11 protein-coding genes are annotated in these 12,270 nt (G+C 46.7%); 5 read left to right on the forward strand and 6 right to left on the reverse strand.

Annotated elements, in window-relative coordinates:
• The first annotated feature begins 1 nt into the window (after window position 1).
• Genes MSWHS_RS00255 through MSWHS_RS00275 form a run of 5 tightly spaced genes read left to right on the forward strand, consistent with a single transcriptional unit; the run spans window position 2 to window position 5,378 of the window.
• Window positions 2–1,753, forward strand: coding sequence for an ABC transporter substrate-binding protein (locus MSWHS_RS00255; RefSeq protein ID WP_231585521.1), 1,752 nt, complete (start codon window positions 2–4; stop codon window positions 1,751–1,753).
• Window positions 1,754–1,772: 19 nt separating this feature from the next.
• Entirely contained in the window at window positions 1,773–2,768 is a 996-nt protein-coding gene (locus tag MSWHS_RS00260; RefSeq protein WP_231585522.1) for an ABC transporter permease, read from the forward strand.
• 2 nt (window positions 2,769–2,770) lie between these two features.
• Complete coding sequence (locus MSWHS_RS00265; protein ID WP_048125029.1) at window positions 2,771–3,595, forward strand: ABC transporter permease; 825 nt, start codon at window positions 2,771–2,773, stop codon at window positions 3,593–3,595.
• Entirely contained in the window at window positions 3,595–4,548 is a 954-nt protein-coding gene (locus tag MSWHS_RS00270) for an ABC transporter ATP-binding protein (protein ID WP_048125031.1), read from the forward strand. The genes MSWHS_RS00265 and MSWHS_RS00270 overlap by 1 nt, the downstream gene beginning before the upstream one ends.
• A 2-nt stretch (window positions 4,549–4,550) precedes the next feature.
• Window positions 4,551–5,378, forward strand: coding sequence for an ABC transporter ATP-binding protein (locus MSWHS_RS00275; protein ID WP_048125033.1), 828 nt, complete (start codon window positions 4,551–4,553; stop codon window positions 5,376–5,378).
• Window positions 5,379–5,566: 188 nt separating this feature from the next.
• Here the strand turns inward: MSWHS_RS00275 and MSWHS_RS00280 are convergent, their stop codons facing one another.
• The 6 genes from MSWHS_RS00280 to MSWHS_RS00305 all read right to left on the reverse strand — a co-directional run bounded on the left by MSWHS_RS00280 (window position 5,567) and on the right by MSWHS_RS00305 (window position 12,244).
• A complete protein-coding gene (locus MSWHS_RS00280; RefSeq protein WP_048125035.1) occupies window positions 5,567–7,120 on the reverse strand; it encodes a HEAT repeat domain-containing protein in 1,554 nt (517 codons plus the stop codon).
• 75 nt (window positions 7,121–7,195) lie between these two features.
• Window positions 7,196–8,626, reverse strand: coding sequence for a prephenate dehydrogenase (locus MSWHS_RS00285; protein WP_048125038.1), 1,431 nt, complete (start codon window positions 8,624–8,626; stop codon window positions 7,196–7,198).
• Entirely contained in the window at window positions 8,623–9,465 is an 843-nt protein-coding gene (locus MSWHS_RS00290) for a shikimate dehydrogenase (protein WP_048125040.1), read from the reverse strand. The genes MSWHS_RS00285 and MSWHS_RS00290 overlap by 4 nt, the downstream gene beginning before the upstream one ends.
• Complete coding sequence (aroD, locus tag MSWHS_RS00295) at window positions 9,462–10,202, reverse strand: type I 3-dehydroquinate dehydratase (protein ID WP_048125042.1); 741 nt, start codon at window positions 10,200–10,202, stop codon at window positions 9,462–9,464. The genes MSWHS_RS00290 and aroD overlap by 4 nt, the downstream gene beginning before the upstream one ends.
• Window positions 10,203–10,252: 50 nt before the next feature.
• Window positions 10,253–11,395: a 3-dehydroquinate synthase II gene (locus tag MSWHS_RS00300; protein WP_048125044.1), complete on the reverse strand. Its 1,143-nt coding sequence runs from the start codon at window positions 11,393–11,395 to the stop codon at window positions 10,253–10,255.
• A 51-nt stretch (window positions 11,396–11,446) separates the two neighbouring features.
• On the reverse strand, window positions 11,447–12,244 hold the full coding sequence (locus MSWHS_RS00305) for a 2-amino-3,7-dideoxy-D-threo-hept-6-ulosonate synthase (RefSeq protein ID WP_048125047.1): 798 nt from the start codon (window positions 12,242–12,244) through the stop codon (window positions 11,447–11,449).
• Window positions 12,245–12,270 lie beyond the last annotated feature (26 nt).

Below are 12,270 nucleotides of genomic sequence, written 5' to 3' on the forward strand. Positions count from 1 at the left end.
AATGAAGATTGGTAGGGCATTTTCGATTCTCTTATCCTTCTTTATCATTAGTTTCGTATTCGTTCCGCTTTTCCTTTCCTCAGCTGCAGCTGCAGAAAATTCCGGTGAGGAAAGTGCCAGGGTTCTCAAAGCAACCTGGGGTGCAAGTGGAGGTGACTGGGGTTTTCCTTCCCCCCTTACCTTTTATCCTAGGGGACCGGGTTATGTAATGACGAGTTTCTGTTTTGACTCGCTGGTCTGGCCTGATGAAACAGGGAACTTCACAGGGCTTCTTGCCAGTTCCTGGGAGAACTCGCCTGACGGGCTTACCTGGACTTTTTACCTGCGGGAAAATGTGACATGGCACGACGGAGAACCGTTTACGGCAGATGATGTAACCTTCACATACGATTACATTCAAGGAAAAGCAGTAATAAGCCCGATTGGAGCAGGCTGGTATAATACGGCAGTCATTGAAAGTGTGGAAGCCCCGGATGACTATACAGTCCGGATAAAGCTCAACCAGCCATATGCGCCTTTCATGCAGCAGGTAGCTGCTGTAATTCCTATCATGCCGGAACACATCTGGAAAGATGTCTCTGACCCGACAAGATACATGGAAGATAAAGCTGCCGTTGGCACAGGGCCTTTCATCCTTGAAGACTATAACAAGGATCAGCAGTCTTACAAATATTCTGCAAATGAGAACTATTTCCTTGGAAAGCCGGTTATTGATACTCTTATTTTTGTGAAATCCACTGACCCTGTAATTTCCCTTAAGGTAGGGGACGTAGACGAAGCCAGCCTTACCCTGGACCAGGTTCAGGCCCTGAACGATTTGGAGGATATGAAAGTAATCGAAGGTCCAGGATATTGGGTTTACAGGCTGAGGTTCAACATCCCTGCAAATTCCATTCTTGAAAATACCGAGATCAGAAAAGCAATTTACCATTCCCTTGACTGTGAAGAAATCCAGAATAAGGTACTTCACGGAGGAGGCATTGCAGGCAATCCGGGATATGTGCCTCCCTACTCAAGCTGGTATAACCCGAATGTAACACAGTACGCATATGACCCTGAAGCTGCCGGTAAGATCCTTGATGAGGCAGGATATGATGAAGTGGGTTCGGACGGGATAAGGCTTACCCCGGATGGAGAAAAGCTTGAGTTCCAGTTACTGTATGCCTCAGACCAGCAGAACCAGAGGATTGCAGAACTTGTCCAGAGTTATCTGAAGGACGTGGGCATTGGGGTGGTCCTTAAGCCTGGGGACACGAAAACTGTGGATGGTCTGGTAAATGCAGGCAACTTTGACCTGGCTATCTATTCCCATGGCACCTCGACAGACCCTGCGAGGATGTTGAATTCTTTCACGACATCTACGGGTTGGAATAACATCGAATTCGTATCCCTGGCAAACCAGCAGATGAGCACCCTGGATGAAGAAGAACGCAGGGAGCTTGTCGACCGGATGCAGGTTTTGATTGCGGATAGTGTGCCGACTATCCCCCTCCTCTACAAGAACGTTTACAGTGCCTGTAACCAGGAAAAGTTTGATGGCTTTTTCTACACCCCCGGAGGTATGGGTGGAGGAGTCCCCACGGAATACAACAAACTGGTTTTCATCTATGGAAAGTGGAACGGTCAGGGTACTGCTTCTGCCGGGAACAATCCTGTCAGTTCAGTGGATAGTCCTTCGATGGATGCTCCTGGTATCCTGACTGCATTGATGGCATTTGCAGCTGTTTTTATGCTGTACAGACTAAAAAGGTAATGAACAGGTGTTGTGATTGTTGGACAGAGTTCAGTGGGGCCACATATTCTCAAGAGGGTTTGAGTATGCCCTCACATTTTTTTTGATCCTTGCTGTCAATTTTTTTCTGCCTCGCTTTATGCCCGGGGGGCCTCTCTTAAGTGTGCTTGGAAGCCAGAATGCCGACTTACCGGTGGTCATCGATGAGGAGACAAAATTAAAGTTGATGGACTACTATCACTTAAACGATCCCCTGCACCTGCAGTTTGTTCACTACCTGATAGATGCAGCACATCTGGATTTTGGTTATTCGATATTCTACAATGTGCCTGTGGTCGATGTAATCTCTGGCAGGTTACCCTGGACCCTGCTCCTTATGGGGACTGCACTGCTGCTGTCAACAGTGCTGGGGATTTTGCTCGGACTTGAATCTTCCTGGAACCGGGGAAAAAGGCTGGATAACTTGTTGCTTATCGGAATACCTTTGTTCCGGTCCGTTCCGGTATTCTTCTTAGGGTCTATCCTCATCTTCCTTTTTGGGTACAGGATGGGCATGTTCCCGGTTTCTGGAGCTCTGACCCCGTATATGGATTATCAGGGCTTTTCTTCCATGGTAAAAGATGTTGCTTCCCACCTGGTACTTCCACTGGTATGCCTTTCGGCTTTTGAAATGCCTGGCACATACCTGCTCGTAAGAAATGTCTGTTCCCAGCAGCTTGAAAGTCCCTATGTCCTGATGGATATCGCAAGGGGTCTGAAGGACAGCCATGTTAAGAGGCACATACTTCTCAATTCCATCGGGCCCGTGGTGAACCAGGTAGCCGCAATGCTCGGATTTATGATAGGGGGGGCCTTATTCGTGGAGACTGTATTCTCATATCCCGGAATGGGGCTTCTTGTCTATAACGCCTTTATCGAAAGGGATTATCCTGTCCTTCAGGGGGCTTTTGTTTTTATTGCTCTCTTTGTGCTGACATGCAACTATGCAGCTGATATTGTATGTACATACATTGATGGCAGGGCCGGGCAGGAGTGAACATGCACGAAAGGACTGTCTCACAGCGGTTAAAAACTCCAAAGGGAATCGCAGGTCTTACAATTCTGGTTTTTTTCATTGTAATAGCTGCAGCAGCCCCTCTTCTGGCTCCTTACGGACCCTCTGACATCTCAAGCCAGCCTTTACTTCCTCCGGATATTGATCATCCGCTTGGTACCGATGATGTGGGAAGGGACATCTTCACGGAGCTCCTGTATGGCTCAAGGACTTCACTTACGGTCGCTTTTGTCGTATCTTTCGGGGTGCTGGTAATAGGTACCCTCGGAGGGGTATTTTCAGGCTATGTAGGGGGAACATTTGACAGAGTCCTGATGAGAGGTGTTGACATTTTCCTTATGATCCCGGACCTTCCCCTCATCCTCATCCTTGCAGCATACCTGAGGCCGAACATCTGGAATATTATTTTCATCCTGATCATTATGGGATGGCCCGTAGGGGCAAGGGTCACAAGGGCCCAGACCCGATCCCTCAGGGTATCCGGACATGTGGATTTTGCCAGGGTATCCGGGGCAGGACCCTGGTATGTGGTCAGGAAACATATTGTGCCGGACCTGTATCCCATCATGGTCACCTCCATTGTAATGCAGTCCATCCGTGCTATTCTGTCGGAGTCAGGGCTTGCTTTCCTGGGGCTTGGAGACCCTTCTTACCCTAGCTGGGGGACCATGATAAAATACGCAATAGCCTATCCTATGATATTTTTCACGGATGCGTGGATGTGGTGGCTGCTGCCTGCAGGGATGTGCATAACACTGCTTGTACTTGGATTTGTGCTTCTGGGCCAGTCTCTGGAAGGTGATTATTGATGCCTGTGCTTGATATTGAAGGACTTACAGTTGATTTTACTACCCGAATGGGGACTCACCATGTGTTGAAAAACGTAAACCTCCATATTGAAAGGGGAGAAATCGTGGGCCTGATAGGGGAGTCAGGCTGCGGGAAATCAACGCTTGCTATGAGTGTCCTTGATATAAATACCCGGAATCGGGACATGTCAGGGCAGATTCGCTTCATGGGTGAGGATCTTCAGAAACTCAACAGGGAAAGAATGCGGGAGCTCAGGGGCAGGCATATAGGATTTATACCCCAGGCTTCCATGAATGCGCTCAACCCGCTTGTCCGTGTTAAGAAACAGTTTCTGGAGACTATCAGGGCTCATGTGGACATGCCTGAAAAAGAAATGCTTGCTCTCAGCCGCAATATGCTTTCCCTTGTGTCCATAGATCCCGGAAGAATGAACGCTTTCCCCTATGAATTCAGCGGGGGACAGCGCCAGAGGCTCATGATTGCTCTTTCCATGCTTCTCTCTCCCGAGCTGATCATTGCCGATGAACCCACCACTGCTCTTGATGCAATGATACAGTTGCAAATCATAGATCTTCTGAAGAATATGGTCAGGGAAAAAGATACTTCCTTGCTTGTGATTTCCCATGACTTGCACACGATTTCCAGAATTTGTGACCGGATTTACATAATGTATGCGGGGAGAATCGTGGAAGTGGGCACGAAAGAAGAGATCCTGAGGAGGCCGCTCCATCCGTATACACAAAAATTGTTAAGTTCGAGATTGCCCCTTATGGTCGAACCTGTAAGGGTGAAAGGTATACCCGGCAGGCCTCCGTCTACCCTGAAAGTGTATCAGGGATGTGAATTTCTGGAGAGATGTGAAAAGGGTTCCGAACTTTGCAGGGAGAAAAAACCTCCTGAATGTACTGGCAGTGCCAGAGTGTCATGTCACTTATTTCACTTTGAGGGATGAAAATGAACGAAAATGAACTTGTCAGGGTTGCCAATGTCACAAAGGAGTTCAGGAGTAAAAGGTTATTCAAAGGCAGTTCATCTGTCACCGCTCTTGATGGTGTGTCTCTTTCCGTGGAAAAAAACAAGATACTTGGAATCATAGGAGAAAGCGGAAGCGGCAAGACCACCCTGGCTAAATTAATACTGGGTCTCCTGAAACCAACATCAGGAGTCATATCCTTTGCCGACATGAAAGATGGGAACGGTGGATTAAGGAAACCTGAAGTCCAGGTGATTTTCCAGGACCCCTATGATTCCCTGAGCCACATGATGACCATCGAAGATATTGTGGCTGAACCATATCTCATAAAGCACAAAAGTCCGTGTAATGCTGATAAAGTACGCAGCGTCCTTGAAGCCGTGGGTCTGACACCTGTTGATGAGTACCTTCATAAGTATCCGCGTTCCCTCAGCGGCGGGCAGCGCCAGCGTGTGGCAATTTCCAGGGCGATAATTACCAGCCCTGACCTGATAATAGCCGACGAGCCTATTTCCATGCTTGATGCTTCCATAGGTGTCGATATCCTTAACCTGATCCTTGAAATGAACGAAAAATTAGGAATTACATTCATTTTCATCACCCATGACATCGCTGCCGCTGCTTATATATGCAATAATATTGCCGTGATGAATTCTGGGAAGATAGTTGAATACGGTTCTCGAAAGCAGGTAATAGTCGAATGTCAGAACCTCTATACCAGTTCATTGCTCTCGGCGGCAGGAGCAGATTTCATATTCTCCGAAAATAAAAAACGTAAGGCTGAGCTGGCAATCAAACAGATCTGTTGATGGAATAAAATCGGGATAACAGAATTCGGGGATAAAAAAGTGCCGGAATAACATACTATAGGAATAAAAAAGTGCCGGAATAACAGACTATAGGAATAAAAAGGAATTCCGGAATAACAGACTATAGGAATAAAAAGGAATGCGGCTTTTTCAGCCGTTTTTTCTATATTTTTTCGGAACTTCCGGATTCACTGATAAGCTAGAATAAGGGGTTCAACTGCTCTCGGATCCCCGATTTCAATAAGAATTAGGGCGGTTTCATCCTTGACTTTCCGGTCTTCCGTTTTCAGGTTTTCTATAAGAGGATCAACTGCCGGTTCTCCCATATCTATAAGGGCTTCTCTGGCGCTAACTCCAAAGTCTTTATCTCCCAGTTTTTCTACAACAAATCCTGCAGCTTCCTGGTTTTCGGTTTTGCCAAGAGCAAGGAAGGCTCCGTTTCTGACGCCCATATTCATACTCTGGTTGTCAAATACCGCCCTAAGGGTACTTACAGCTTCGGGGCTTCCTATATTTCCAAGAGCTGAGGCTGCTGCAACCCTGACTTCAAGGGCTTCCTCATCATCTTTCAGCACGCCGATTAATGCTTCCGTAGCTTCCTCGCCTCCTATTGCTCCAAGGGCAAGGACGACGCTTTTTCGGACATCTGCAAGCGTATTAATGTTATCTTTTCTTCTGCCTTCGGTTTCTTTTCCGCTTTCCAGCACATCTATCAGGGGTATCACCGCAGATTTGTCTCCCATTCTACCAAGTGTGAGGGCTGCATTGCTCCTTACCGTAGCTCTAGTGTCTCTCAGCCTTTCGATAAGATAGGGTACGGCTTCTCCTGCTCTTATTTTCCCAAGAGCGACTGCAGAGCTGCTCCTGATGTAATCTTTCCCGTTATTTTTCATTTCTGTCATCAGGGTAGCTGCCGCCCTCTCGTCTCCGATTTCCCCCAGCGCTATAACTGCACTGTATTTTGCCAGAGGGTAATCTCGAAGCAGGATCACCAGTAAGGGATCTATTGCAGCTTTTTCTTTTTTTTCTCCAAGAGCCATTGCGGCTGCAACTCTCACGTATCCATTTTCACTTTTAAGGGCTTGGAGAAGTGTTTCGGTTTCATTTCCATTTTCTCCAGATCCGAACTTTGAAATTGCAAAGGAAGTATAGAGAGTTGAATTCTGTTCTTCGGCATTGAGGGCTTCTTCAAGAACATCTGTTTCATTGTCATATTCCATATTAAGGGACTTTGCAAGAGACTGTCTCATGGCTTTATCTTTTGCTTCTATAGCTTGTAAAACATCTTCTGAAACTTCTCTCTGTCCGTTGACGGTATTTTCGGCTGCATCCTCACTTGAAGCCTCTTTTTTTTTAAGGTTGCTTGAATTTTCAAGGTTGCTTGAAAGAACATTTTCCGCTCTTTTATCTCCGGTTTCAAGAAGTGCGAGAAGCATGTAACTATTTATTTCCCCCGAACTCGAATTTCCTTCCTCAATCTTTTCAAGAAGAGCATCTGCTGCAGACCCTCCGAGTTCCCCAAGTTCGGCTGCAGCATTTAATCCTGTTTCACGGTCGCCAGTTTCCAGCCTATTCATGAGATTTATGATCTGATTTTCGCTTGAAACTCCAGCTACTGTTGTGGTGTTTGTTTTATATCCACTGTTTTCCGTAAACTTATCACCGCTTAAAAGGAGTGAAAAAAATATAGCAAGAGTGATAAGTGCAAATAAAAGAGAAATTTTCCATTTGACCTGGGACATTATGTTTGGTATTATTTTTTTATTGTTTATATCGGTTTCTCTGCTTGTAAGGCATAACTCAAGCGAAAGGTTCTTTCATATCGTAAATTTCAGGTTTTTCCCCCTTATCCGACACCCAAGTCCGCATAGAAGGGCTGTTACCCCAGTTTCGACAGAATCTGCATTAAAGTCTCCAAAAATAGTTATCCTGTAGGTCACTCCGAGCCTTTCTGTCTCTTTTCCCTCTTTTTCAACTTCTTTCCCCTCGGTCCCATTGTAAATGTCACTGATTTGACAGGCTACAAGATGTTTGTTTGTGCTTACAGCTCCCAGGATAACTTCAGGATCGGCGCCTTCGGGGATAAGGACTGAAATATCCCTGATCGCATGCTTCAGGTTTTCTTTTCTCCACTCTCTCAATTCGGATTCTGAAAGGAGGCGAAGGTTTTCAAGCTTAAGTTTTATGAATTTGTTCTTTATATGAGGAGCGGTGCCTTTTGAGGCAAGTTTTGTAAGAATTACCTCATTGGGACCAACCTTTTCCAGTGTACCGATGTGGACCTTTCCGGAATAAAAGTGAGAAAAGCCGCAGATTTTTCCGACAGAGTTCAGGATAGTCTCATATTCGGCTATTCTGGAGTTAATCAGCTTATCCGACCTTCGCAGGGCATGGGTTGTATCATCATATTTTCGGGCAGCAGCTTTCATTTTCCTTACAAAACCCTCCTCATCATGAGCCTTCACAAGTCTGGAAAGTTCCTCACATTCCTTTATAAATGCTTCATGCACTTTCGGTACACCCGGGTTTTCCATTTGGATCAGGGCATAGAGGTAGGGGTTCTGGCCAAGGATCCTGCCTACAAAGTCAAGCATTATGCTGTAAACCGGACTTACGAATTTCCTGGATTTCTTTATATCGAAATCAAGCCTGTCAATGGTCGTCCCTATGGCGATATAAGCAAAATGAGTAAGCCCCTGTACTACGGAGACCAGCCAGTCGTGTTCGGCTGCAGTCGTGATTTCAACATGTGCGCCGCTTTCCTCAAAAAGCTGCCTGATTACCGGAAACCATTTTTCTGAGCGCTCCTTTATCGGAACAAGGATTACGGTTTGCCCCCGGATGGTGGGAATTGTGGGGCCGAACATAGGGTGCGTTCCAAGAATCTCAACCCCGGCAGGTGCAAATCTCTGCATGGCTTCAACAGGTTTTACCTTGGTGGAGGTAAAATCCATAAGGAGGCTGCCTGCTTTCATCTTCGGGGCAACTTCTTCAATAGTTTTTTCGGTGGCGTTGATTGGAACGGATACTATTACTATATCATTTTCAGGGATAGTTGCCTCAAGGTCCGAAGCAAAAGGTACATCCAGTTTTCTGGCAACTTCCACCTTGCCTCCTTTTCCCCAGACCGTAACCTCATAGCCCCTTTCTTTAAAAAAATGAGTGAACCACTGCCCCATCTCTCCGGTTCCGCCAAGGATCAGAACCTTTGTTTTTCCGGAACTCTGTTTCTCAGGGTTCGTGTTCAAGCCTGCAGAACCTCCAGTACAGTTTTTTTCATGAGTTCCACTGGAGGTTCAACTCCGGTCCAGAGTTTGAAAGCTTCGGCTCCTTGATAGACGAGCATTAAAACTCCGCTAACGGTTTTTGCTCCTGCAACCTTTGCTTCCTTTAAAAGCCTGGTCTCAAGCGGGTTATAGACGATGTCAAAAACAGTAAGGTTGCTGTGAAGTTCTTCTGCTGTTGCAATAGTTGCATCTGTGTTTGGGTGCATCCCGAGAGTTGTGGTATTGATCAGGACATCTGCATCCCGCAACAGTTCTTTTAGCCCTGAAAGCCCTGTCCCGCTTATTTTTCCTGGAAGAACTGCAGACGACACATCTTTTGCAAGTTCTACTGCTCTTTCTTCTGTCCGGTTTATTACGGTGATTTCTGCGCCGTCGGCTGCAAGCTGGAAAGAAACCGCCCTTGCTGCTCCTCCTGCTCCCACAACCACCACTCTGGACCCCTCCATTTCCACTGCAGAGTTCAGAAGGGCCTGTCTTGCCCCCAGCCCGTCAGTGTTGTACCCCCGGATTTCTCCTGTTTTTCCGAAGACCACAGTATTTACTGCTCCAATTCTCTCTGCAAGGGGATCAGGCTTGATGAAGTCCAGTTTCAGAGCCTCTTCTTTTAATGGGACTGTCAGGTTAAGCCCTCCAAATCCCATAGTTTCGGCTCCCATGATCGCTTTTCCCAGGTTTTCCGGCCTGACCCTGAAAGCGTGATAGACGCAGTTCATGCCAAGGGCTGAAAACGCTGCATTATGCATGGCAGGGGAAAGGGAATGACCTATAGGGTCTCCAAATACACCAAAAACTCGCTTCATTTTAGCATTTCCATTATCTTCTTTACTTCGTCTACCGGAAGTTGGCCCGGAGCTGCGGATGCATCACCTTCTACTGAACCGTATGTCAGGACTGAGCCGTAAAGAGGGGCAACTACCCTTGTGTGTTTTCCTGGTTTGCCCATTGCAATGGTGCATACTGATTTTTCTTCTTTCCTGAAGTCCAGTGTAACTCTCAGCAGATTAAGTACATCTTCCATTAATTGAGGCATCACTGCAAGTTTGGCAATATCCGCCCCGGCAAGAAACATCTCTTCAAGAATTGCTTTCATTTCCCGGGGAGAAGGAGTTTTTGAAAAGTCGTGGGAAGAAACTATTACGGTTTTTCTGTGATCTTTAGCTGCTTTTATAACCTTATCTCTTTCTTCCAGGCTGGCAGAAAGTTCGATATCAACAGCATCCAGCCCTTCTTTAAGGGAAAATGGGTATTTCAGAAGCCCTATCAGAAGCTCTGTTCTGTCTTCCTCTGCTCCCTCCCATTTTCCTCCTTCTGCCCTGGAACGGTTGGTAGCGATTACAGGAAGTCCGGTTTTGGACTTTATTTCCCGGATTATTTCTGCGGCTCTCTCCAGATTCCTTATTCCCAGCAAATCCAGCCGGATTTCAAGGATATCAGCTCCCTTTTCGGCTGCCTTTTTTGAAGTTTCAAGTGGCTTTTCAAGAATTACTGCGACAACTGCAGCTTTTTTTTCAAGGTCAAATGAGCCTATTCGCGTCATTGCTTGCTCCGGGAGTTAAGGAATCTGGTTATTATTCAGTTTTCTCTGGTTCACTTCTCTATAATCGTTTCTTCAATTTTTTTGCCGAAATGCCTGGCTCCTTCCTCGAGGCGAACCAGGACCTCATCTCCTTTCTTGAGTTTTGCAACTGAGATGGGGCTTCCATCTTTTCCTACCAGTTTGATGGTTTCGGCATTTTGCAGGATTGCAGTTAAAGTTCTGTCTCTGGCTTTTGCTTCTATTAGCATGAGGGGGCGGCTTTCTATCTTGACTCTGCCAACTATGCCTTCCCGCTGTTTCCCTTTTGAGTCTACAATAGTTACGGCATCCCCGGTCCGGAGTTCCGAAAGATAGCGAGTTTTATCTCCTATTTTGATGTAAGAGTGAACCGCACCTGCATTTACCCTGAAGGGACGGGCTGCCACGTAAGGGCTTTCATCGGACTCCGAGTTTATCAGGAACATCCCGCTTGCCTGCGAACCTATGAGCATACCTTCTCCGCGCTGCATGAGATTGCATGTATCCACGCAGACCCGGTCTCCCATTCCAAGGGGTTCTACCCTGGTTATAACCGCAGCCTCAAGTTCGGCACTTTCACTTTCCAATTCTCTTGCAGCCTTGATCGTATCTTTTATTTCCTGGGGATTCCCGCTGTCAAGAAGGACCCCATCAGCTCCTGTCTCAAGAGTCTGGAAGGCGAGTTTTGCTTCTTCTGCACTTTTTACTCCGAAAATGATCTTTACTTTCTGGCGCTGGAGGTTAGCTATCAGGTTTTCAAGTGGGATGACTTTCCAGTCAGTGCCGGTAACAAGCAGATAATCGCAGATTTTTCCCATTTCGGCTGCGAAGTGTTCATAATGTTTATCCTTTATGATTATGTATCCGCCTACGGTTACGCCTTTATCCATGAGCAAAGTTGCTGCGTTAACGTCTAAAGAACCAGGTATTTCAAGGGGCAGGGGTTTTGTCCCGTCACCTTCTCCTCTCTTTCCCACGACCACGATGTCAGCTCCGGATTTGTTGTCGCGGGCAAAGGCTGCTACTGTAATGTTTCCCAGTTCCCGGACTTTTTCCACCTCTCCCGGGTTTACCAGTATGCAGTCGGCTCCGGATTCCAGGCCTGTTGTTATCCTCTCTTTCTGTTCTTCCCATCCACCTTCATCGGCTTTTATCCAGACGCTTTTCTTTTTCAAAAGCTTTCAACCCCGTTCATAATTCTGTTTTTTTGCTCCTCAATATCCTTTTTACTTTAACTGTTCCAGAGCTTCTTCTACAGGTTTTCTATGGTGCACGATTTCGCAAATAGCCCTGGTCAGCCTGACAGGATCCCGGTGCTGGAATACATTTCTTCCTATTGCAGCTCCTCTTGCTCCGGCTTCCATTGCCCCGTCAATCATTTCAAGAAGTCCCAGGTCGGTTGAAGTCTTCGGCCCACCTGCAATTACTACAGGCACAGGACAGCCCCTTACCACGTCTCTGAAACTGTCAGGATCTCCGGTGTATACGGTTTTTACGACGTCAGCCCCCAGTTCAGCTCCAATCCTTGCAGCATGTGCCACATTTACAGGGTCGTGGGGGTTTGTGATCTTTTTGCCTCTGGGGTACATCATAGCAAGAAGAGGCATACCCCATTCTGTGCAGTCCCTGGAGATTGTTCCGAGTTTTTCGAGCTGGTCGGTTTCTGTGTCAGACCCTATGTTGATATGCATGGAAACTGCATCAGCTCCCATCTTTATCACTTCTTCAACGGTACAGACCTGCACCTTGGCGTTGGGGTCAGGGCTCAGAACAGAAGAGGCACTGATATGCACAACAAGCCCGATATCGTGGCCATATCCTCTATGCCCGTACTTGACCATTCCTTTCTGCATGAGAACTGCGTTTGCTCCTCCTTCGGCAACCTTATTAACTGTATCGGTAACATTGATTAGCCCTTCAATAGGTCCGTCGGAGAGCCCATGATCCATAGGAATAATGACAATGTTTCTGCTCTCCCGATTCATCAGCCTTTCTATGCGTATTTTTTTGCCAATTTCTGACATCGTGGTTCCCCTAAATTCCGAATTGG

The organism is Methanosarcina sp. WWM596 (assembly GCF_000969965.1).
Taxonomy (GTDB): Archaea; Halobacteriota; Methanosarcinia; order Methanosarcinales; family Methanosarcinaceae; genus Methanosarcina.